Genomic DNA, 23,339 nt, shown 5'->3' with positions numbered 1-23,339 from the left:
CCCATGAAAATGGGAATCTAAATAGAGAATTTCGGTTTTTGACCCAAAAAGGTCAAAACCTGTGCTCAACTTGATTGGGTATGAAACGAGTGAAATACCCTACGGCTCTGCCTCGGAAATAGTTCGTTTCAAGAAATTCTTTATTGTCTTAGTAATTTCCTAAATTTGTCGCTTAAATTTTCGAAACATGTTACAAGTCCCTTTTATTAGAGAAAACAAAGCGTTGGTCATTGAACGATTAGCAAAAAGAAACATAGATGCTACTCAAATGGTAAACAATGTTATTTCCTTTGATGAAGATAGAAGGCGTATCCAAACAGAATTAGATAACACCTTAGCAGAGTCCAATGCATTATCTAAAGAAATAGGGAACCTGTTTAAATCTGGAGATCCTCAAAAAGCAAATATTTTAAAAGAAAAAGCAACGCAGTTAAGGGACGTTTCAAAAGAACTTACAGAAGCACTTAATAATAAATCTGATGCGTTAAACGAATTACTTTATAAAATTCCTAACGTACCAAATGAGACGGTGCCTTCGGGGAATTCAGATGCCGATAACCAAGAGATTTTTAAAGCAGGGGATATTCCTGTTTTACACGAAGGTGCTTTACCACATTGGGAACTCGCAAAGAAGTACGATATCATAGATTTTGAACTTGGAAATAAAATTACGGGGGCAGGGTTTCCTGTTTATAAAGGTAAAGGAGCGAGGTTACAACGTGCATTAATAGCTTATTTTTTAGACAAAAATACAGCGGCAGGTTATACCGAATATCAATTGCCTCATTTGGTAAACGAAGCGTCTGGTTTTGGTACAGGACAGTTACCAGATAAAGAAGGGCAAATGTATCATGTAACCGAAGATAATCTGTATTTAATACCAACCGCAGAAGTGCCCGGCACCAATATTTTTAGGGACGTGGTTTTAAATGAAAGTGAATTGCCAATTGGCATTACGGGCTATACACCATGTTTTCGCCGTGAAGCAGGGAGCTATGGTGCACATGTAAGAGGCTTGAACAGATTGCATCAGTTTGACAAAGTTGAAATATTACGAGTAGAGCATCCAAGTAAATCCTACGACGCTCTGGAAGGTATGGTAAATCATGTTAAGTCCATTCTTCAGGAATTAAAACTACCATATAGAATTTTAAGACTTTGTGGAGGGGATTTAGGGTTTACATCGGCATTAACATACGATTTCGAAGTATTTTCTACAGCTCAAGACAGATGGTTAGAAATATCTTCGGTGTCTAATTTTGAGACCTTTCAAGCTAACCGATTAAAATTACGGTTTAAAAATAGTGATGGTAAAAACGAATTGGCGCATACGTTAAACGGAAGTTCATTGGCATTGCCTAGGGTACTTGCTGGAATTTTGGAAAATTACCAAACCAAAGATGGTATTATGGTACCAGAAATACTTCAACCTTATACGGGGTTTAGTATTATTGATTAAATCCATTTATATTTATGTGTAAAATCTTACAATTATGTAAGATTTTAGTTCTAAAAATCGACAAAATACATATTTTACATGCTGTTTGACGATTATGTTTTAATTCTTTTTGTTGTAAGATATATATTTTGGATGTTAGCTAGACCAAACCTACCTAACCATGAAAAACTTTAAACGTATTGTGATTTTAATTACATTGATCTTTTTTGCAAGTAAGGTTTTATTCTCGGATTTCGAAATTTCAAAATCTGAAAATAAAGTTACTACAGTGGTGAATAAATAGAAAGATATTTATTTCACTTATAAAATTGTCCCCAATCATATATTACATCGTTTTTAATATTAACGGTAGTTAATGGAACATTTATTTTGGTTGGTTTATGCCCGAATTTTTATTCGGGCATTTTTTTAGCAAAACGCTATTTTGAAAAGTTTGTAAAACGTATTCAAAATATGCTGATTTCGATTATTATTTTATGGTTAAAAAAGATGTAAATAATAGCTTTTCAAAGGACTGTCATTTCAACACCTGCCTGCCGGCAGGTTCTTCGAAAGCTGTACTTTGTATCTTCAAACAAAATGTCATTCAGAAGGAGGTACGACATGTCATTCAGAAGGAGGTACGACATGTCATTCAGAAGGAGGTACGACTGAAGAATCTAGAACAGTTTTTATTTTTATGTATATAAGTTATATAAAATTCGATTAATCATAAAAAGACTCCCTGCCTGCCGGCAGGTTCGCTACGCTCTGAATGACAATTCTTTCATATATTATTTTGTTCAATAATGTGATATACAATGTTTTTTAAATTGAATCCAGATAAAATAGTAAGTTGAGTTAATCACACTTATAGTGTAATTCCATTTTATTTCTTGGTATTTTTGGCATATCGTATCTTTAAAAATTCATAAATATTACAATATCTACATATTACATTCCTTATATTTACAATATGAGATATATCCATATTTTATTCATATTAATAAGCACAACGATGTTTTCCCAAAACGATATTCTTGCGAAAGAATATTTAAAAAAAGGAGACTTTGAAAAAGCATTGTATGAATATAAAAAGTTATATGCTAAGTCGCCTTCCAATATTAATTACATCGGTCAGATTGTAAGTACTCACCAACAATTAGAGCAATATGACGAAGCTGAAACATTTCTGTTAAAATTAATGACAAGGATTAATTACCCTGCCTTTTTTGTAGAGTTAGGTTATAATTACCAGCTTAAAAATGATATGGAAAATGCTACAATTAATTATAAGAAAGCAATTGCTAGTATAGATGTTAGAGCTAGTAACGTATTTGCTGTAGCCAGAAGTTTTCAAGGACATTCACTTTTAAACGAAGCAGTGATCTCTTATGAAAAAGCAATGCTGATAAATCCGGATTTTAATTTCAATCTGCAATTGGCCAAAATATATGGAGAGCAAGGAGATATAGAAAAAATGTTTGATAGCTATATTCGTTTTGCAGAATCCAATCCGCTTAGTTTAAATAATATTAAAAGAGCGATCAGCGAATTTATAAGTGAAAATAGTGCCAATGAAAACAATATAATATTTCGAAAAGTTTTACTCAAAAAAAATCAGCAAGCCCCTAATTTACTTTGGAACGAAATGTTAAGTTGGTTGTTCATTCAGCAAAAAGATTTTAATAAGGCATTCGTTCAAGAAAAAGCAATTTTTAATAGACAACCAGATGATTTAGGTCGTATTGAAGAGTTGGCATTAATAGCCTTTAACGAAAACGAAAATGATATTGCTAAAACCATTTTCACTTATATCATTGAAACCGCGCAAGATTCAGAGACCAAACTAAAGGCGCACTATAATTTAATTCAATTAGAGACAAAAGAAAGTTTAAAAGCCAATTATCCTGCTATTAATACTAAATATCTAGAACTGTTTAAGGAGTTTGGAACATTTTCACAAACCTTAAAACTACAAATGGCCTACGCCCATTTTTTGGCATTCTATATGGATGACACCAATAAAGCCACCGCATTTTTAGAAAACACATTAAAATTGCCTCTAACCAAGTTACAGAAAGCAGAGGTAAAATTAGAGCTGGGAGATATTTTGGTATTACAGGAAAAGTTTAATAAAGCTTTAATTTACTATACACAAATTCAGCGTAATTTAAAAAATAGTACGATATCTCAAGAAGCACGTTATAAAGTAGCAAAAGCAAGTTATTATAAAGGTGATTTTAAATGGGCAGAATCGCAGCTTAAAATTTTAAAGGCTTCCACCTCTCAACTTATTGCCAACGATGCTCTTGATTTAAAGCTGCTTATTTCTGATAATAAATATGAAGACTCATTGCAAACAGCTTTAAAACTTTATGCCAAAGCAGATTTGCTCGCTTTTCAAAATAAAAATGAAGCATCCATACTATTGTTAGATAAGATTTTAAACGAACATAAAACCGAACCTATAGTGGCTCAAGCTTTATATAAACAAGCCCAATTGTTTGAAGTTGAAAAACAATATGAAAAAGCAGAAGCCAACTATGAGGCCATCATAGCTAATTATAGGGATGGTATTTTAATAGATGATGCTTATTTTAAGTTGGCCGAGATCTATGAAAAAAAATTGAACCTACCTGAAAAGGCTAAAGCTTTATATGAGTTAATTATCTTTAACCATGCCGATAGTATTTATTTTGTTGATGCCAGAAAAAGATATAGAGCACTACGGGGAGACGCTATTAATTAAATATGGTAATAACAGAAACCAAACGCTTACTTATTTCAGAATTCACAATAAAAGATGCACCATTTTTTCTAGAACTAACAAATGCACCTCATTCCATGTAAATACATTGGTGACAAAAAACTAAGAAGTGTCGAAGACGCAGAAAAATATCTTATAAATAAGACCATTAAAAGTTATAAAGATTTCAATTTTGGGTTTTATAAATTGGAGTTAAAAGGAGAAAAAAACAAACCCATTGGCACCTGTGGGCTTGCTAAGCGCGATGAATTGGATGATGTGGATCTTGGATTTGCTTTTCTTCCAGGGTATGAAGGCAAAGGGTTTGGTTACGAAGCTTCAATGAAGGTTATGACTTTAGCAAAAGAAACCTTCAAACTAGATAAGCTTATAGCTATAGCTAAGTCGCTATAAAAAGGCATAGAATATTTAGAAATAAAAAAAAGAAGTTCAAGGCAAAAAGCGTAGTCATAGCCTAGTTACGGCGAGTATTAATAACGAAGAAAATCGGTTTTTTACTCTGAAGGATCATGTTATTTTATATTGATTTAGCTATATAACAGTACCATATAACAAAAACTCAATAAAGCTATTAGAAAAACTAGGTTTCGCTTGTGAAAAAAGAGCAAAACCTTTTGAAGATGATGAAGAACTCCTGTTATTTGCAAAAAAAATTGTAAGTATGATTATATACAACGTCACCGCAAACATAGATGCGTCCATTCATAAGGAATGGCTAACCTGGATAAAAGAACATATTCCGCAGGTACTGGCTACAGGAAAATTTGAGAAGGCAACACTAACGAGGGTTTTGGTAGAAGAAGACATGGGAGGCATCACCTATTCTGTTCAATATCGCTCATACTCACGAGAGGCCTTAGATGCTTATTATAAAGAAGATGCTGAAAAATTAAGGGCAGATGGCATGAAAAAATTTGCAGATAAAATGCTAGCATTTAGAACAGAACTTGAAATTATTGACGAGTACACTGTAAGCTTTAAATAGTCCATCATTCCTGTGTAGGCAGGAATCTCATAAAAAGGAATCAAAATCCAACAAAAAACTTCTAAATCACTTTGTCTTCATCTTAATATACTTCGGGGCAAATTCACTCCTTCTTAAAAAGAAAAGAATTCCAAATGGGGAATGATATTAACGGGCAAATAACTTTTGCTTTGAAATAACTACCGTGAGTACACAAATAAAGCACAATAAAAAGATTGGACACGAATGACACAAATTTTCACTAATTAACGTGAGTTCGATGTAAACATAATATTATTAAACAGACTATCAATAATTTAATTTTGGTTGTCAGGAGCGCAGTCGAAACCCATTTAAATAGCAGGTTTTAATGACCTTTCGACTTTAGTTTATCTTGAGTACTTCGACTATAGTTTATCTTGAGCGAAGTCGAAAGGCTCAGTATAAACTAAAAGTCGATAGGCTCAAGGCGACAATCGCTTTATTAGTGAATTTATTGTTAAAAACTCCCTTGCCTGCCTGGTCGGCAGACAGGTTTTAAATCGAACTCTCGTTAATTATTCAGACTATTGACAGATTTCAAGCCTATATGGTCTAGGGACTCTTATTCATGCTGTGTCCAATCTATTCCGTAAAGAATTGGATTCGTGTGAATTTGTGCCATTCGTGTCTTTTTTATAGATGTGTACTCACGGTAGTTTGAAATAAGCGAAGGCTTCTTTTATATGATTTTATGGTGCTTAAAAAAACAAGAACTAAAAACAAACCCCAAAAGACATCACGCCATCGATTTTAAGTTTCATATCTTCGCATATTGTAATATAAAGGTATTAAACCTGAGATCCCGCTGGATCCTGAAATACCGAAATACCGAAATACCGAAACAAGTTCGGCACAGGCAAGTTCGGCACATAAAGCGGGATACAACTATCTGTTTTGAAAAGTTACGAAGCAGTGCATTCAAAACAGAGTTTCACTAATAAAACACCCATGATTCGTGGCACATAACCCAAACCAACATCAGGTAAAAGCAAAAAAATACTTAGGACAACATTTTTTAAATGATGAATCCGTTGCGCAAAAAATAGCCGATACACTTACTTTAAAAAACTATAAAAATGTTTTAGAGATTGGTCCGGGCATGGGGGTGCTAACAAAATATTTGCTAAAAAAGGATATCACGACTTATGTGATAGAGATCGATACAGAGTCGGTGGAATATTTACAGGCCAATTACTTAAACCTCGCCCCAAGAATTATAGAAAAAGATTTCTTAAAGTATGATTTAAATAGTGTTTTTAATCAAGAACCGTTCGCTATTATAGGGAACTTCCCGTATAATATTTCAACGCAAATAGTTTTTAAAACTTTAGAAATGCGTGACCAAATTCCAGAATTCTCCGGGATGTTTCAAAAGGAAGTTGCACAACGTATTTGTTCTAAAGAAGGAAGTAAAATTTATGGCATTCTATCGGTCTTAGCGCAAGCATATTATGATGCAGAATATTTATTTACGGTGCCACCAAATGTTTTTAATCCGCCACCAAAGGTAGAATCGGGCGTATTAAGACTTATCAGAAAAAAAGATTACACATTGCCTTGCGACGATACATTGTTTTTTAAAGTGGTAAAAGCAGCATTCCAACAGCGAAGAAAAACACTTCGTAACAGTTTAAAAACATTCAAATTATCAGATAATTTAAAAGCAAATGTTATATTTGGCAAACGTCCAGAACAATTAACTGTTCACGAGTTTATAGAACTTACACAGCTAATTGAAAAAGATATATAAATGCAATCATTTGTCTGAAGAATTAGAAAACATACAATTTGAATTAACGGAAGATTTAATCAATCAGGTCGAGAATCTCATCGAAGCAAACGATGATAAGGCTTTACAAAAGCTTTTAAAAGATTTTCACTATGCTGATATTGCCGAAATTTTAGATGAATTAAATCTAGAAGAGGCTATCTATGTGATTAAATTGTTGGATTCAGAGACGACTTCAGACGTCTTGATGGAACTCGATGAGGACAATCGAGAAAAGGTATTAAAAAACCTTTCTGCTAAAGAAATTGCTAAGGAAGTTGGAGAATTAGATACAGATGATGCTGCAGATATTATTTCGGAATTACCGGAAGAACGTCAACAAGAAGTCATCTCGAGAATTGAAGATGAAGGGCATAAGGCAGAAATTACAGAACTTCTAAAGTATGATGAAGATACTGCGGGCGGACTTATGGCCAAAGAACTTGTAAAAGTTTATGAAACCTGGACGGTTGCAGGGTGTTTGAGACGTATTAGAGGACAGGCCAAAGAAGTCACCAGAGTACATTCCATTTATGTGGTCGATAAGCAAGATAGGCTCATAGGGCGTCTTTCCCTAAAAGACCTTATTGTTGCCAAGAACGAAAAGAAAATTGCCGATATCTATATCTCAAACGTAGATTATGTTGAGGTTGACGAAAATGTTGAAGATGTTGCTAAAGTCATGGCAAAGTATGATTTAGAGGCCATTCCGGTGGTGGATGGAAATCAAGTTTTATTAGGAAGAATAACCATCGATGATATTGTAGATGTTTTAAAAGAAGAAGCCGATAAAGATTATCAATTAGCAGCGGGTATTACTCAAGATGTAGAAGCCGATGATAGTATTCTAGAACTCACAAAAGCTCGCTTACCATGGCTGGTTTTAGGGTTGGTAGGAGGTGTGGGAGCTTTTTTGATTATGGAAGGATTCCAGGAATCATTTAAAGAAAAAGCCATCCTTTTCTTTTTTACGCCCTTAATTGCAGCAATGGCGGGTAACGTTGGGGTACAATCCAGTGCCATTATTGTACAGGGGCTTGCAAATGATGATGTTAAGGGAAGCGTTAATGGCAGGCTCATAAAAGAAATGCTTTTAGCGGCACTAAATGGTATCATACTAGCTGTATTTTTATTTTTATTTGTTTGGTTTTACAAAGGCGAGTTGGATAAAGCTATAGCCATATCGGTTTCATTGGTCGTTGTGATCATTGTAGCAGGTTTAATTGGAACTTTTGTACCATTATTCTTAAATAAGCGCGGCGTCGATCCCGCCATTGCAACAGGGCCGTTTATAACAACCAGTAACGATATTTTAGGGATCCTTCTTTATTTTTGGATAGCCGAATTAATAATAGGCCTTTATAGTTAAGGTATTTCTCTTCAAATAGCACAGTTATTTCGATCACAGAGAGAAACCCGGAATAATATAAGGCAATATAGCGAGATATCTCGATTTTACCTCGTTCGACATAACCCCCTTCTAATTCAACACACTGTGTCATTTCGACGATAGGAGAAATCACATAAAGAATACCAACTATTTTTTGTACAGAAATCCATCAAAAAACAGTTTAAAATGATTATCAGCCCTAACATAAAACTTTGTAATTTTACGAGATGCAAGCAATAAATATTAAAAACAAGTTTTCGAAATTTAATAAAAACTGGCATCCGCACCAAATAGCTGTAGTGGATAATATGCAAGTTATTCTAGCAAAATTAAAAGGTGAATTTGTGTGGCATAGTCATGATGACGAAGACGAGTTATTTCAAGTGGTAAAGGGGACTTTGTATATGCAATTTCGCGACAGGACAGAAATAGTCAAAGAGGGCGAAATTATAGTTGTACCAAAAGGTGTTGAGCATAACCCATATACAAAAAATGGAGAAGAAGTGCATGTGTTACTTTTCGAAAAACTATCGACAGCACATACAGGAAATGTAAAACATGAAAAAACGCAAACCCATTATCCAAAAATTTGACTTTGTTACGCCGAACTTGCCTGTGCCGAACTTGCCTGTGCCGAACTTGTTTCGGTATTTCGGTATTTCGGTATGTCAGTATCTCATAGCTTTCTTTTAAATAATAAATCACTTCATTATGAAAATACTTCACTTGGATACCAATCATGAATTATTGATCAACCAACTTAATGACCTGGGCTATACAAATCACGAAGATTACACAGCATCAAAAAAAACCATTGAAGCTAAGGTTAAAGATTACGACGGTATTGTGCTGCGAAGTCGTTTTACTATCGATAAACCATTTTTAGATGCAGCCACAAATCTTAAGTTTATAGGTCGTGTGGGAGCAGGATTGGAAAACATAGATTGCGATTATGCCGAAAAAAAAGGAATCACTTTAATTGCTGCGCCAGAAGGCAATAGAAATGCCGTTGGAGAACACGCATTAGGCATGCTCTTATCATTATTTAATAAGCTCAATAAAGCAGATTTAGAAGTGAGGCAAGGCAAATGGTTACGCGAAGACAATCGAGGGATGGAACTCGATGGAAGAACCGTTGGAATTATTGGATATGGAAACATGGGAAAAGCTTTTTCCAAAAAGTTACGGGGTTTTGATACCGAGGTACTATGCTACGATATTAAAGAGCACGTAGGAGATAGTAATGCGAAACAAGTGTCCCTAACAGCGTTTCAAGAAAAGGTAGACGTAGTAAGCTTGCACACACCGCAAACACCTTTAACTTTAAACATGATTGATGAAACATTTATCAATCAATTTAAAAAACCATTTTGGTTTATAAATACCGCACGTGGTAAAAGTGTGGTCACAAAAGATTTAGTTTCAGCTCTAAAATCCAAGAAAATATTAGGTGCTGGGCTGGATGTTTTAGAATACGAAAAGGCATCGTTCGAAAACTTATTTGGTTCTATGGAGATGCCAGAGGCTTTTCAATATTTAATTAATTCGCAAAACGTTATTTTATCACCACATGTAGCGGGTTGGACTATTGAAAGTAAAGAGAAACTAGCACAAACCATAGTAGATAAAATAAAAGTGAAATTTAGTATATGAAAAAAACTATTTTAGTTTTTACACTTTTAATTGTTGCGCTCTATACCCTTTTTAGAATTAGCAAATACACATGGCTTGTCGGAGGGACCTCAATGGAGTTTATCATTACTGCTATTGCCTTAGTGTTTTTTGTTGTTGGTATTTATATTAATAAAAAGAGTCTTTACAAATCACGAAATATTTCCAGGGAAATCGATCACCAAAAAATCAAAGCCCTAGAAATTACCACTAGGGAGTATGAAGTCCTTCAAGCTATTTCAGAAGGTCTATCCAATAGGGAAATCGCTGAAAAGTTGTTCTTATCGGAAAGCACGATAAAAACCCATGTTTCTAATTTATTGGTAAAACTTGATGCAAAAAGACGAACACAGGCTGTTCAAATTGCAAAAGACCATAATATTTTATAGTTTTAAGAGAAAAGTAATACCAATTAACAGGTATTTGGTACTTTAGTATGAAGCCTACTCTAGCCATTACAGGTAGTTTTACCACTAACTTTTTAAAAATAAACAATATGACATTAGGAGCATTTTCGGCAAGTTTAAGCGTTCAAGATATTAACGCTTCGAAAGTATTTTATGAGAACCTAGGCTTTAAGGTTTTCGCAGGCGATATAGAAAGCAATTATCTCATTATGAAAAACGGTAATGCCTTAATAGGACTTTTTCAAGGGATGTTCGAGAACAATATTTTGACCTTTAACCCTGGTTGGGACGAAAGTGCAAACAAGGTAGATTCTTTTACAGACGTTCGGGATATTCAAAAACATTTAAAAAACAAAGAAATCAAAATTGAAAGCGAAGCAGACGAAAGTACTGTTGGCCCAGCGAGTCTAGTTTTAAAAGACCCCGATGGCAATGTCATTCTAATCGATCAACACGTTTAATATAATTATGAAAGACACTATTAAAAAGTTTGGCGGTTATGCGGCTTTAGTTGGTGGACTGATCTTTGTTGGCGGGCACTTTTTCGATTGGAATATCGATTTTGGAACCTTGGAAGTTCTTGGCTATGCATCCATTTTTGTCTCACTATCTTTCGTATACTTTGGGATAAAACATTGTAGAGACCGAATAAATAATGGGATTATATCATTTAAAAACGCTTTATGCATTGGTTTGGCGATTTCGGCGATTTCTGGTATGGCCATAGGCCTTTTGGATGTTGTTTATGTTACCGTAATAAACCCGGATTTTGTCATTGAATATAAAACATATGCATTAGAAGGTATGAAAAGTACCTTATCGGCAACCGAATTTGAGTTAGAGAAAGCAACTTTGGAAGAACAAATGAAATTATTTGAAAATCCAGTATTTGCTGGATTGATTATGTTCATAACGGTATTCGTAATCGGAATTATTGTATCTTTAATAGCATCCTTAATCTTACAGCGTAAAAACTAGCACAATGCAATCAAAAGCCACTTCACCACAACAATATTTAGACGAATTGCCAGAAGAAAGAAAAGAACCAATTAATAAATTAAGACAGCAAATTTTGAATAACCTGCCAAAAGGTATGGAAGAACAGATGAATTATGGTATGTTGGGTTATGTTGTACCACATGCCATCTATCCAGATGGCTATCACTGCGATCCTAAATGGCCCTTACCGTTTATGAGTTTGGCTTCACAAAAGAATTTTATAGCGGTTTATAGTGGGGCTCTTTATGCAAAAAAAGAGTTAATGGACTGGTTTGTTTCAGAATATGTTAAGCAGTGTAAGTATAAGTTAGATATGGGCAAAAGTTGTATTCGTTTTAAAAAAATGCATGATATCCCTTTTGAATTGATAGGAGAGCTTACCGCAAAAGTTAGTACTGATGAGTGGATAGAGATCTATGAAAAAACTATTAAGCATAATAAAAAAGCAAAAAAATGAAACCGACATGATTAAAATAATCTTTAATTACCAAAGATTACTTATAATTAATTTAATGTCAAATAATAACTATAATTGGTTCTACCACGAATGTTGTGGAAGCTATTTTTTAATTAACGAATAGAGATTAACGAATAACGATTTATGAATGGCATATTTTGACGATTTTTCTCTGTGTAATTCAGTGAAACCTCAGTGAAGCTCTGTGAAATAACAAACACATTTTAAAGCATAAAAATTATGTGAAGTTATCTTATAATTAATTTAATGTCAAATAATAACTATAATTGGTTCTACCACGAATGTTGTGGAAGCTATTTTTTAATTAACGAATAGAGATTAACGAATAACGATTTATGAATGGCATATTTTGACGATTTTTCTCTGTGTAATTCAGTGAAACCTCAGTGAAGCTCTGTGAAATAACAAACACATTTTAAAACATAAAAATTATGTGAAGTTATTTTGAAGTAGCGAATTCTAAAATCGTTAATCAATTTACCTATACAATTAATGGTAGAACCCTAAAATTTAAACGTGTGAAAAAGCGAGTAACAGGAATTGGGGGCGTGTTTTTTAAAACAAAAGACCCAAAAGCATCAAAAGATTGGTACAAAAAACATTTGGGGTTTAATACCGACGATTATGGGTGTACATTTTGGTGGAAAGACAAAGACGGGAACGATTGCTCTACACAATGGAGCCCGTTTTCGGCAGATACCAAATATTACGAACCATCTAAAAAAGATTTTATGTTTAATTATCGTGTAGAAAATTTAGATGAGCTACTTAAAGTTTTAAAAGAAGAAGGCGTTACTATTGTTGGAGATGTAGAAACGTATGAATACGGAAAATTTGGCTGGATTTTAGATAATGATGGAAACAAAATTGAACTTTGGGAGCCAATAGATAAAGCCTTTTTGTAATTTAGCCCCCATATCACATGTTACACTCAAAATTAGAATAAGACTTTAAGTATAATTAATTGACTTATTTAGAAATACTAGAATCATATAATTTGACGGCATTGCAATGGACTGCTATTTGTTTTGCGGTTTTTTTATTGGGATTGTCCAAGGCAGGAATTAAGGGTATTGGGATCTTAATAGTGGTCATACTAGCCTTTGTTTTTGGAGAGAAAGCCTCAACAGGTGTTTTGCTTCCCATGCTGATCGTAGCCGATATTTTTGCGGTAATATATTATAATAGACATGCACAATGGGCATATATAAAAAAATTAATGCCCTGGATGATAGTAGGTGTTTTAGTAGGTGTTTGGGTAGGTAATGATATTTCGGAAGTACTATTTAAAAGAATCATGGCCATTATTATAATTGCCTCCGTTCTAATTATGTTTTATACAGAAAACAGAACATCTAAAGATATACCAAAAAACAAATTGTTTTCTAGTGGTGCTGGATTTTTAGCAGGATTTACAACCATGGTTGGTAATTTAGCAGGCCCCATTTCCAATATTTATTTTTTGGCAATGCGCTTACCAAAAAATGAGTTCATAGGCACCGCCGCATGGTTGTTTTTCATTATTAATGTGTTTAAATTACCCTTTCATTTTTTTGTTTGGAAGACAGTTACCAAAGAGACACTTATTTTAAATACTGTTTTAATTCCATCAATAATTATTGGTTTTATTGTTGGAGTTGCCGTAGTAAAATTAATTTCGAATGTAAATTATAGACGCTTTATATTAATTGTGACAGCCCTTGGAGGTCTTGTTATGTTGTTTAGATAATCTTTTCTGTAACATTATTATGGATTGATAGACATATAGATAGTGTATATTAAAAGAGAAAGGTCATGTCTGGAGCATCTAAAAAGAGCGAACCAAAAGATAAAGTTTATGAAGCTGAAGTTATAAGGGGCGATTCGTATCATGATAAAAACCATGTGCAGGATAAAACAGAAAAGCTAAAAGCAGAAGCCAAGGAGATTTATTATAAAGCAAAAGAAAAGGCTAGTGTGTTTTTGGAGGAAGCAAACGAAAAATTAGAAGATTTTACAGAAATAGCCAAAGAGAAAAGTGCCAAGCTTTCTGTTGAAACTAAAGTAAAGTATGCAGAAGCCAAGGTTAAAGCCAAAGAATTTGCAGAAGAAGCCGGAGAAACCTTAGATAAAGTTACTGAAAAAACAACTGTATTTGTAGACGAAGCAAATGAGAAACTAGAGGAGTTTGCAGAAGAAACAAAAGCATCATTATCTAAAGTATCAAAAAAAGCAAAAGGGTATATAAAAAATATTTTTGATAAAGATTAACAGTCTGTTGATATGGCATTATTATAATGAGTTTAATCGAAAAGAACTCTCTAAGGGCGCTGCCTTCAAGGATGGTTCGTTTCAATAAATTCTTTATTTTTTAATTGAATGTCCGTAATCATGCATAATGATATTTTTGTCATTCAGAACGAAGTGAACCTGCCGGCAGGCAGGGAATCTATTGATAATCAATGAGATCCCTCGTTGCCTCGGGATGACAAAAACAATATGTTTTTAGGTTTATGACAAATTACGGTCAATCAAATTTTTTATTACCTTTATATGATAACCAATAATAATTAAATACTATGTCTGATGAAAAGAATTTAAGCGATGACCTTAATGATATGTTAGGGGATGCTAAAAAAGGAGCAAAAAAAGCTGCAGATAAAGCAAAAGAAACATTCGAAGATGTTAAAGAATCTGCTTCCGAGTTTACCGAGGGGGCAAAAGAAACTTTTAATAGCGTAAACAGTGACAATAAAAAAGTACTGGCAGGTGTTTTAGCTATTGTTCTGGGACCTTTTGGAATACATAAATTTATTTTAGGATATAACAAAGAAGGTATTATTCTGTTGGCGGTTACTTTTATTCTTGGATTTATTACTTGTGGTTTAGGTGCTGGGTTAACAGGTCTTATAGGATTAATAGAAGGCATTATATACTTAACCAAATCTGATGAAGAATTTTATAACACTTATCAAGTAGGGCAAAAACCCTGGTTTTAATTGGAAAAAGGGATCAATCCTAAAAGTTAGTTGTGTGTGAAATATTAAATTATGACTAAAATTTAAAACAGTATTCGAAACATGAATCAGACTTGTTCCTCACTTTTAAAAACTACCGTGAGTACACATCTATAAAAAAGACACGAATGGCACAAATTCACACGAATCCAATACATTATGGAATAGATTGGACACCGCATGAATAAGAATCCCTAGACTATATAGGCTTGAAATCTGTCAATAGACAGAATAATTAGTGAAAATTTGTGCCATTCGTGTCTAATCTTTTTATTGTGCATTATTTGTGTACACACAGTAGTTTTAAAAAGGGAGGATAATTTCGATTTTATCGAAATTTAGGAGGGTTAAATTAGCGATTTGGTATTTAGGCTTTTGTAAAAAAAATGTATATTTCGTTTTATGTCGTAAATTATTTTTTAGCATCATTCCGAATTTATTTCAAGAAATTCTTTCTTTATTGTTATTTTTAGATATAAAAAAGCCAGAAGTTATATTTCTGGCTTTTGTTTTTTTATATAAAAAATAGATTATAACTACTCTTTACCAATCTGATCAATTTCTTCGGCATCAGATTTTGGATTTGGGCCCCATTTGTTAGATCCAGCTTCGCTATCTGTGCAAGCTAAAATTAAATTGTAAATGGGAATAAGTAAGAACCAGCCGCTTTTACCAGCATCGTGCATTCTTCTCACGCCCACAGCTAATCCTGGAATTAAAACTGCTAAAGAATAAATTGAACTTAGAATAGATAATGAAGGCATTTCTAAGCCTATTGCTATAAACATAATTCCGTAAGAAATAATTATATTGAATAAGAAAAACATCCAATATTCTTTTCTTCTGGATCTTCCAGTAAACGTTGCATACTCTTTTAATACTTTTAGGTACCAATTCATGATAATAGTTGATTTTGGGGTTAATAAGTTTCAAATATAACTTTTTTATTTATAAATATTATCGTAATATTGCAATATATAAATAAATCAAAAAAATAATGGGAATTACCAAAACTCAAATGTTTTCCGAAAAGCAAAACGACTTAGCGCAGTTTTTTAAGGTCTTGGGACATCCTGCCAGAGTTGCTATTTTACAATACATCAGTAATCAAAACGCCTGTATTTGTAACGATTTAGTTGAGGAAATAGGATTGGCACAGGCTACTATTTCCCAACATTTAAAAGAACTTAAAAGTATAGGGCTGTTAAATGGTGAAGTGGAAGGTAAAAGCATGTGCTATTGCATTAATGTTGAGCGGTGGACTACCATTCAAGATCAATTAAATTCGTTTTTTAACACCACTAAATCAAATTGTTGCTAAATGAAAAATAATTTCCTCAAGATTCCTGTTAAAACTCTTAATCCCTTGCCTGTGCCGAACTCGCCTGTGCCGAACTTGCCTGTGCCGAACTTGCCTGTGCCGAACTTGTTTCGGTATTTCGGTATTTCGGTATTTCAGTATACAGGTATCTAAATCGAAATAAAATGAAAACACAAGAATTATTTAAAGTACTAGAACAAAATCAAGATAAATCATTATTATTTGAATATGCGCCAAATCTATTAGTTGGAGCTAATTACCATATTACAGAAGTAAAGCATTTAACAGTTGATTCTGTTGATTGTGGCACTCAGGTTGATGCTTGGAAAGAAACCATAATTCAACTTTGGGAAAGCCCAAATGAATTAAGTAAAACAGAATATATGTCTGTTTATAAGGCCTTGGCTATTTTAAACAAGGTTGGAAAAATGAAACCTTATCATTTAGATGCTGAGGTAAGGTTTGAATATAGCAACGCAACATTTCACACAGCACAGCTATTTGTTAACGATTTTGAAACAAGCGGGAATCATTTAATAATTAAATTAGCCATCGAAAAAACGGACTGTAAAGCAAAAGAACTTTGTGGTGTGCCAGAACCTTTAGAAGCAGTATCAACAGAAGCTGAAGCTTGTTGTTCTCCTAATGGAAATTGTTGTTAGGACATTAACAAAAAGCGATTGGCCTTCTGTTTTAAAGATCTATAAAGAAGGTATCGCCACAGGAATAGCCACTTTTGAAACAGAAGCTCCCAGTTGGCAACAATGGGATGCCAAATATGTTTTGGTTTGTAGATTCGTGGCTTTGATAAAAGGAAAAGTCGTAGGGTTTGCGGTTTTATCTCCAACCTCAAAGCGAAAAGTTTATAAAGGAGTTGCAGAAGTTAGTGTGTATGTTTCTAAGATGTTTAAAGGAAAATATATTGGTGAAACATTATTAAGACATTTAATTAATGAAAGTGAAGCTAATGGCTTTTGGAGCTTGCAAGCAAGTATTTTTTCAGAAAACATAGCCAGTATCAATTTACATTTAAAATGTGGTTTTAGAGTGGTTGGAATACGGGAAAAGATCGGAAAACTATATGGAAAATGGTATGATAATCATTTTTTGGAAAGACGGAGTTGTAAGATAGATTAATGTTATATAGAGACTTGTTTTTAGTTAGCTTGAAGCATTATAACTAATAAAAAAGCCAAGCACAGTTCTTGTATTATTGAATGAATAAAGAAGAAAGTATATTAATGTGAGATCGACGTAAATGGCAGTGTTATTTTAAATTATAAGACGATGAAATTTAGAAACTTGTCATTTCGACAGAGAGAGGAACGAGCGACGAGAAATCTCAAATGTGATGAGATTCCTCCTCCTTTGTCGTTACCGATGACGTTTTATCATTAGTTATTGATCAACAATCTGATACCCTAGGTTTTTTGCTGTTTTTCGAAGCCATTTTTCTTTATTGAGCTTGACTTTTTCCTCATAGGCTTTAATACCCTTTTCGGTGTAATCCAACCCTTTGACCATCAACCTCCAATATAGTTCAGCCAATTTTCTAGCTGTGGCCTTTATGGCAATACCTGGCCCTCGTTTGGCCTTGAGCCTTCTGCCGAAAGCGCCCAAGGCGATCTTTTTACTTTCGATCAGGCTTTGGGCAATCTGTCTGAATATTTGCCCGGCCTTAGGCCTGTGTTTTTTAGTTACTCTTTTTTTCATTTTTCCTGACTCGTGCTGACCCGGAGCGAGACCCAACCAGGAAGTAAAGTGTTTTTCCGTTTTCCATTTCTGTAAGTCCTTGCCCGTCTCAGCATAAAGCTGTAACCAGGTATAATCGGTAATCCCTGGCAGATCAGTAGCATCTCTACCTGTAAATATTTGAAGCAGGTGACCACCCAAATGGTCTATCCTTGGTTTGTTATGGCGTATTGGTTTGCGGGCTTTGGAAGTTTGAATCTTTTTTTGAGCATTGGCATCATTATGGTAATCGTTGATCTGCTCCATGGCCTCTTGAAGCTTTTGATCGCATTGGGCTATTTGTTGCTGATAGAACGTATAACCTTGGCAGGCCTGCTTTAGAGCAAACAGCCCCGCTTCGGTGTAATGCCCATTTAATGCTTTGAGCACCAAATCGGCTTTTTTGGCTCTAATACTGGTGTGACAAAGCGCTAAAAGGTTTTTAGCTTCCCTTTCGCCCTCTAAAATAGCTTTTATCATCGCCAACCCGCTTGCACCGTGTATTTGGCTCAGCACTTCTTTGAGTCTGATATTCATCTCGGTCAACGCCTTCTGCATATGGTTGATATGCATCGAGGCCGATCGTATGTGATCCTCTCTCATGCGCTGGTAAACCCTTATTTGCTTGACCTTTTCATCGGGCACAAAGCACCTGTTTAACAAACCATAGCTGTGAAGCTGTTGAATCCACTGGCAGTCCTTGACATCTGTTTTACGGCCTGGAACCTGCTTGGTCTGAAATCCATTGACCAACCATACCTCCAACCCTGCACCCGACAAGATCTCATACAGGATTACCCAATAAACACCCGTAGCTTCCATGGCTACTGTTTCAACACCTTTTGATAACAAGTAGTCCTTGGCCTGATGAAAACTCTCTGTAAAGGTTTCAAAGGATGCTACGGGCCCCGATCCTACTGCAACAAAAATTTTCTTGGAGCCGATATCTATACCGGCTGCATTTGCTCTTAGTTTTTTCATATGTAAAATAATTTTAATACTTACACGGAAAGAAATATTTATCACTAAAGGCTACCGATCGGACATCTTATCTTATGAAAAAGAGTACCATGTTTCGTGACTCCTTACTTCCCAACCATGCTCGAAAACAGGCATTAGGCACTATTCGCAGTCCGGCTATTTTGTGTAAGGTTTGCAAAATAAAAAAACGTCATTCCATTTTGTGTGTTTGCCTAGCAAAAATTATTTCTCGGAATGACAACGATACTCTATATTTGTTTTCAGATAATTGAAAATCAAAGCCTTGCAAAGCAAAGCATATCGAGTTTACGTTATGTTAAATAAATGACAGGGGTTATTGACTGTTAAATTGGAACGTCATTCTGAGTTTCGCTTTTTTGTGAATCGTGAAAATCTGTTTGTCGTTTTTTAGATTATAACGCAATAAACGTATATAGTGCTGGGATAGAACCCCGTGGTTTAAATCCTGAATCCTTGCCTATTATGAAAGAAGATGGGTTAAATATAGACCATCACACCTCTAATCATGTAGATGAATATGCCGATGTGGACTTCGATTATATCATTACGGTATGCGATCATACCAACGAAAACTGCCCTTATATTCCAAGTAAAAGTGCCGTGCGTTTACACCATAATTTTTCGATCCATCAAAAGTAATGGGCACCGAGCAGAAAAACATGCGGCATTTCTAAAAGCACGAGAAGAAATAAAAACTTATTTCAAGGAGTTTGTAGGGCAGTATAACTTGGTTTAAGCTTCCCCATTATTCTCCAGTTTACTTTCCAACTCTGCTTGGAACTCTTCCATAACAGGGCGTACAGTACTGTCGGGTAAGTCGGCGATTTTAATATACATCAAACCATCAACAGCATTGTTGAATAATGGATCTACATTAAATGCGACTAATCGAGCATTTTGTTTTATGTACTTTTTTAGTAGTACAGGCAAACGTAAAGCACCTGGTTCTACCTCGTCTATAATCTTGTCGAATTTATTTAAATCGGCTTCGGTTGCATCAAAGACAAAATCCTTATCGGCATCTTTAAGGATAACTTTAAACTCTTTTTTAGGACGTACATATTGTGCTATATATGGGTCGTAATAATGCGATTTCATAAATTCGATCATCAATGATTTTGAGAAATTAGAAAACTGGTTACTAATACTAACGCCGCCAATCAAAAACTTATGCTCAGGAAAACGCAGTGTAGTATGTACAATACCTTTCCAAAGTAAAAATAAAGGCATAGGCTTTTGTTGGTATTCCTTGATGATAAAAGCACGTCCCATTTCAATAGACTGGCTCATCATTTTGTGTAATTCAGGTTCAAACCTAAAGAGATCCTGCAAATAAAAGCCATCGATACCGTAGCGTTCAAAAATTTTAGATCCTAAGCCCATTCGGTAAGCACCAGCTATTAACTTTCTTTCATTGTCCCAAAGAAACATATGATGGTAATAGGTATCAAAGGTATCCAAATCTATTGCTTCATTCGTTCCTTCGCCGACTTCTCTAAAAGTGATTTCGCGCAAACGTCCAATTTCGCGTAAAATGTTAGGAATGCTTTTAGGCTCTGCTAAAAAGACTTCGTAGTTTTTACTTTGTAATAACCTGAAATTATTCTTGGTAAGAGCTTCCACCTCTTTTGTCATTAGCATATTATCAACAGGAGTCACAATACGCTTAGGTATTTTAGGTGTCTTTAACGTAGATGAAAGGTTATCAAGAATCTTCGATTTGTCCTCGAAGGCATTTGATAGCATATAGGTTTTTCGTCTTAAAAATCCAGAAAAACTATCAAGGGATGTATGTTCTTTTTGATCGGCAACAGAAATGGGCTTTCCTATTCTAACTTTTATAGTACGCCTTTTTTGGGTTAATAGCTCAGAAGGCAATTTTGCCGTTCTAAAGGTGTCACTAATTTTAGAAAGCTTATAAAACAATTTGCTGTTCTTGGCATGAAAATAAATAGGAACTACAGGGACTTCAGCTTTTTTAACAAGTTTCATGGCGGCCTCTTCCCAGGGCTTGTCCACAACTAATTTACCATCTCTATACGTCGATACTTCACCTGCCGGAAAAATACCCAATGGGTGGCCATTTTTTAAATGTAAAATAGAATTTTTAAATCCAGCTATACTGGACTTTACATCTTTCCTGTCCTCAAAAGGGTTAACAGGCATAATGTAGGGTTTCAAAGGTTCTATTCTGTGCAATAAAAAATTGGCTATTATTTTAAAATCTTCTCGCTGTTCAAGCATAAGCTTTAAAAGTAGTATGCCATCAATACCGCCAAGAGGGTGATTGGAAATAGTAATATAAGCACCATTTTTTGGTAGGCGCTTTAAATCCTCTTCAGGAATTTCGAATTTAATCTGAAAATCCCCTAAAATACCATCCAGAAAAGGCAAGTCGCTAAGATGCTTGTTGCGCTTGTATATTCTATTTAGAGTAGATATTTTAAGAACTTTCATTAAAACCCAACCAATAAAAGTACCTATAAACCCATATTTGCCTAATTGGATAGCTTTAGCGACTTCTTTGGCGGTTACCAGCCCAGTGTTTTGTTGTTTGGTCATGAGTGTAAATGTACTAAATTGTTTATTTAGTTACTATTTGAACAGTTTCTTGAGTTAATTGTTTTAATAACACGGTTTTACCTGCTTCAATTTGATTAATGGTATTTCCATTATAATGACGAATGGTATAAAGTGATACATTTTCGTTACAAGTTACTTTAAATTTTGCTTTTAGATGCTGTAATAATTTATCAAGATTGTTAAAAATATTATCTACACAAACAGAAAAACTAATAGCGGAATTTTGAATCACATCTACTTTCATTTTATATTGATGCAGTAAATTGAAAATATCGCTAATATTTTCTTCAACTATATATGAGAAATCTAAAGAAGATAAAGAAATTAAAACTTGGTTTTTCTTTACAATGAAACAAGGGATCATAGGATATAAAGTAGCATTTTTCCCAATCCTTGTTCCAGATGCTTCAGGGTTTAAGAATGATTTTACATATAATGGAATCTCTTTACCTTGTAGTGGTTGTATTGTTTTAGGATGAATGACCGATGCTCCATAGAAAGCCAATTCTATAGCCTCTCTGTACGATATTTTATTTAGCAGTTGGGCATTTTCAAAATAGCGAGGATCTGCATTTAAAACGCCAGGAACATCTTTCCAAATAGTAACACTTTCGGCATTTAAACAATATCCGTAAATGGCTGCCGTATAATCACTCCCTTCCCTACCAAGTGTTGTTGTGAAGTTGTTAGAATCGCTACCTAGAAATCCTTGTGTAATATTTAAAACAGTTTTGTTGAATATTGAAGTTATTAAGCTTTGTGTTTCTTCCCAATTTACATTGGCACGTCTATAATAACTGTCTGTTTTAATTTGGGTCCTAACATCGATCCAATTATTTTTTATGTTGATCGCGTTTAAGTATTCGCTTATTATTGTTGTTGAAACTAATTCGCCAAAACCTATTACCTGATCATAAACAAAGTTGTAATCTGGTGATTTATTTGTTGTAAGGAAGTTATTTAATTCATCAAAAAGAACAGCTACTTTTTTAAAAGCTGGATGGCTTTCGTTTTCAAATAAATCTAATAGAATGATATGGTGATATTTTTTAACTTCTTGAAGAGAGCTTTGCAGTTGGGGTTTGTTTTCAAAATAATTTTTGATAACGGTTTCCAAAGCATTCGTTGTTTTTCCCATAGCAGAAACAATAATTAGTGTGTTGGCGTATCCCACTTTTTGCAATACCGTAGCTATGTTTTTTACACCTGCGGCATCTTTTATAGATGCGCCACCAAATTTAAATATCTGCATGTTATAATTTTGATATATAATCTTTAATCCCTTGTTCGTCTAAATGAACAACATCCCAATCACGTTTTACCTGCGCGCCCTTTTTTTCATAGAAAGCAATAGCAGGCGCGTTCCAATCAAGGACCTCCCAATTGATCCGTTTTACCCCTAAATCATAACCATATTTAATAACTTCGTTTAAAAGGGCAGTTCCTAAGCCAGAACCTCTCATTTGCTCACTTACTATTAAATCTTCTAAATGCAATGTTTCCCCTTTCCATGTAGAGTATCGGTTGTAAACTAGGGCAATACCTTCGATGGTATTGTTTGCCTCAGCTACAAAACATTGAAATTTAGGTGTGTCACCAAACCCATCCGCTTGCAAATCTTCTACAGTAATTTCTACAGCATTGGTTTCCTTTTCAAAACGGGCTAGTTCTTTTATTAAAAGAAATGTTTGAGGCATATCATCTTTGGTAGCTTTTCGTATAGAGTAACTCATAGGATCATTATAATTATTTCAAATATAGCTTAAAGTTGATTATTTA

Annotated in this window: 25 protein-coding genes; 20 read left to right on the top strand and 5 right to left on the bottom strand. The window is 34.3% G+C overall.

Going from position 1 to position 23,339, the window contains the following annotated elements; all coding sequences use genetic code 11:
* Positions 1-187: 187 nt before the first annotated feature.
* From serS to PQO00_RS01740, 16 genes are all read left to right on the top strand, one after another.
* Positions 188-1,459 (top strand): serine--tRNA ligase, encoded by a 1,272-nt coding sequence (gene serS / locus PQO00_RS01815; RefSeq protein ID WP_274183111.1) that lies wholly within the window; start codon positions 188-190, stop codon positions 1,457-1,459.
* A gap of 955 nt (positions 1,460-2,414) precedes the next feature.
* The gene (locus tag PQO00_RS01810) at positions 2,415-4,190 is read left to right on the top strand and encodes a tetratricopeptide repeat protein (protein ID WP_274183110.1); all 1,776 of its coding nucleotides are present in this window, start codon (positions 2,415-2,417) and stop codon (positions 4,188-4,190) included.
* An 81-nt stretch (positions 4,191-4,271) separates the two neighbouring features.
* Positions 4,272-4,601 (top strand): GNAT family N-acetyltransferase, encoded by a 330-nt coding sequence (locus PQO00_RS01805; RefSeq protein WP_274183109.1) that lies wholly within the window; start codon positions 4,272-4,274, stop codon positions 4,599-4,601.
* A gap of 268 nt (positions 4,602-4,869) precedes the next feature.
* On the top strand, positions 4,870-5,193 hold the full coding sequence (locus tag PQO00_RS01800) for a DUF4286 family protein (protein WP_274183108.1): 324 nt from the start codon (positions 4,870-4,872) through the stop codon (positions 5,191-5,193).
* 976 nt (positions 5,194-6,169) lie between these two features.
* Positions 6,170-6,964: a 16S rRNA (adenine(1518)-N(6)/adenine(1519)-N(6))-dimethyltransferase RsmA gene (rsmA, locus tag PQO00_RS01795; protein ID WP_274183107.1), complete on the top strand. Its 795-nt coding sequence runs from the start codon at positions 6,170-6,172 to the stop codon at positions 6,962-6,964.
* 10 nt (positions 6,965-6,974) lie between these two features.
* Complete coding sequence (gene mgtE / locus PQO00_RS01790; protein WP_274183106.1) at positions 6,975-8,351, top strand: magnesium transporter; 1,377 nt, start codon at positions 6,975-6,977, stop codon at positions 8,349-8,351.
* Positions 8,352-8,599: 248 nt separating this feature from the next.
* On the top strand, positions 8,600-8,965 hold the full coding sequence (locus tag PQO00_RS01785; RefSeq protein ID WP_274183105.1) for a cupin domain-containing protein: 366 nt from the start codon (positions 8,600-8,602) through the stop codon (positions 8,963-8,965).
* A 118-nt stretch (positions 8,966-9,083) separates the two neighbouring features.
* Positions 9,084-10,025, top strand: coding sequence for a 2-hydroxyacid dehydrogenase (locus PQO00_RS01780; protein ID WP_274183104.1), 942 nt, complete (start codon positions 9,084-9,086; stop codon positions 10,023-10,025).
* Positions 10,022-10,432 carry a response regulator transcription factor gene (locus PQO00_RS01775; protein ID WP_274183103.1) on the top strand — a complete coding sequence of 137 codons (411 nt, stop codon included), beginning with the start codon at positions 10,022-10,024 and terminating at the stop codon, positions 10,430-10,432. Before PQO00_RS01780 ends, PQO00_RS01775 begins: the two co-directional genes overlap by 4 nt.
* 107 nt (positions 10,433-10,539) lie before the next feature.
* The gene (locus PQO00_RS01770; protein WP_274183206.1) at positions 10,540-10,911 is read left to right on the top strand and encodes a VOC family protein; all 372 of its coding nucleotides are present in this window, start codon (positions 10,540-10,542) and stop codon (positions 10,909-10,911) included.
* Positions 10,912-10,918: 7 nt separating this feature from the next.
* Positions 10,919-11,428, top strand: coding sequence for a DUF4199 domain-containing protein (locus tag PQO00_RS01765; protein WP_274183102.1), 510 nt, complete (start codon positions 10,919-10,921; stop codon positions 11,426-11,428).
* Between the two features lie 4 nt (positions 11,429-11,432).
* The gene (locus PQO00_RS01760; RefSeq protein ID WP_274183101.1) at positions 11,433-11,906 is read left to right on the top strand and encodes a DUF1801 domain-containing protein; all 474 of its coding nucleotides are present in this window, start codon (positions 11,433-11,435) and stop codon (positions 11,904-11,906) included.
* A gap of 539 nt (positions 11,907-12,445) precedes the next feature.
* Positions 12,446-12,832 carry a VOC family protein gene (locus tag PQO00_RS01755; RefSeq protein ID WP_274183100.1) on the top strand — a complete coding sequence of 129 codons (387 nt, stop codon included), beginning with the start codon at positions 12,446-12,448 and terminating at the stop codon, positions 12,830-12,832.
* 59 nt (positions 12,833-12,891) lie between these two features.
* The gene (locus PQO00_RS01750; RefSeq protein WP_274183099.1) at positions 12,892-13,656 is read left to right on the top strand and encodes a sulfite exporter TauE/SafE family protein; all 765 of its coding nucleotides are present in this window, start codon (positions 12,892-12,894) and stop codon (positions 13,654-13,656) included.
* Between the two features lie 65 nt (positions 13,657-13,721).
* Positions 13,722-14,177 carry a hypothetical protein gene (locus PQO00_RS01745; protein ID WP_274183098.1) on the top strand — a complete coding sequence of 152 codons (456 nt, stop codon included), beginning with the start codon at positions 13,722-13,724 and terminating at the stop codon, positions 14,175-14,177.
* A gap of 308 nt (positions 14,178-14,485) precedes the next feature.
* Positions 14,486-14,905 (top strand): TM2 domain-containing protein, encoded by a 420-nt coding sequence (locus tag PQO00_RS01740; RefSeq protein WP_274183097.1) that lies wholly within the window; start codon positions 14,486-14,488, stop codon positions 14,903-14,905.
* Positions 14,906-15,459: 554 nt separating this feature from the next.
* Here the strand turns inward: PQO00_RS01740 and PQO00_RS01735 are convergent.
* Positions 15,460-15,822 carry a DUF805 domain-containing protein gene (locus PQO00_RS01735; RefSeq protein WP_274183096.1) on the bottom strand — a complete coding sequence of 121 codons (363 nt, stop codon included), beginning with the start codon at positions 15,820-15,822 and terminating at the stop codon, positions 15,460-15,462.
* Between the two features lie 98 nt (positions 15,823-15,920).
* Between PQO00_RS01735 and PQO00_RS01730 the strand changes: the two genes are divergently transcribed.
* The 3 genes from PQO00_RS01730 (at position 15,921) to PQO00_RS01720 (ending at position 17,381) form a co-directional block, all read left to right on the top strand.
* Entirely contained in the window at positions 15,921-16,244 is a 324-nt protein-coding gene (locus PQO00_RS01730) for a helix-turn-helix transcriptional regulator (protein WP_274183095.1), read from the top strand.
* Positions 16,245-16,408: 164 nt separating this feature from the next.
* Positions 16,409-16,906, top strand: a complete 498-nt coding sequence (locus tag PQO00_RS01725; protein WP_274183094.1) for a DUF6428 family protein — start codon at positions 16,409-16,411, stop codon at positions 16,904-16,906.
* A complete protein-coding gene (locus PQO00_RS01720) occupies positions 16,890-17,381 on the top strand; it encodes a GNAT family N-acetyltransferase (protein ID WP_274183093.1) in 492 nt (163 codons plus the stop codon). Before PQO00_RS01725 ends, PQO00_RS01720 begins: the two co-directional genes overlap by 17 nt.
* 261 nt (positions 17,382-17,642) lie before the next feature.
* On the opposite strand, the gene PQO00_RS01715 is transcribed toward PQO00_RS01720, so the two are convergent.
* Entirely contained in the window at positions 17,643-18,956 is a 1,314-nt protein-coding gene (locus tag PQO00_RS01715) for an IS110 family transposase (protein WP_274183092.1), read from the bottom strand.
* Positions 18,957-19,430: 474 nt separating this feature from the next.
* Between PQO00_RS01715 and PQO00_RS01710 the strand changes: the two genes are divergently transcribed.
* Entirely contained in the window at positions 19,431-19,616 is a 186-nt protein-coding gene (locus PQO00_RS01710) for a hypothetical protein (protein WP_274183091.1), read from the top strand.
* A gap of 93 nt (positions 19,617-19,709) precedes the next feature.
* Here PQO00_RS01710 and PQO00_RS01705 read toward each other — a convergent pair whose 3' ends face one another.
* From PQO00_RS01705 to PQO00_RS01695, 3 genes are read right to left on the bottom strand one after another with little or no spacing between them, the layout of a single operon-like run.
* The gene (locus tag PQO00_RS01705) at positions 19,710-21,539 is read right to left on the bottom strand and encodes a lysophospholipid acyltransferase family protein (RefSeq protein WP_274183090.1); all 1,830 of its coding nucleotides are present in this window, start codon (positions 21,537-21,539) and stop codon (positions 19,710-19,712) included.
* 22 nt (positions 21,540-21,561) lie between these two features.
* Positions 21,562-22,812: an aspartate kinase gene (locus tag PQO00_RS01700; RefSeq protein WP_274183089.1), complete on the bottom strand. Its 1,251-nt coding sequence runs from the start codon at positions 22,810-22,812 to the stop codon at positions 21,562-21,564.
* 1 nt (position 22,813) lies between these two features.
* Entirely contained in the window at positions 22,814-23,293 is a 480-nt protein-coding gene (locus PQO00_RS01695; protein ID WP_274183088.1) for a GNAT family N-acetyltransferase, read from the bottom strand.
* Positions 23,294-23,339: the final 46 nt, after the last annotated feature.

This window comes from Flavivirga sp. 57AJ16 (assembly GCF_028736925.1).
Taxonomy (GTDB): domain Bacteria; phylum Bacteroidota; class Bacteroidia; order Flavobacteriales; family Flavobacteriaceae; genus Flavivirga.
Note: the sequence above shows the minus strand (reverse complement) of the source record. Positions and strands in the feature narration are given on the sequence as shown.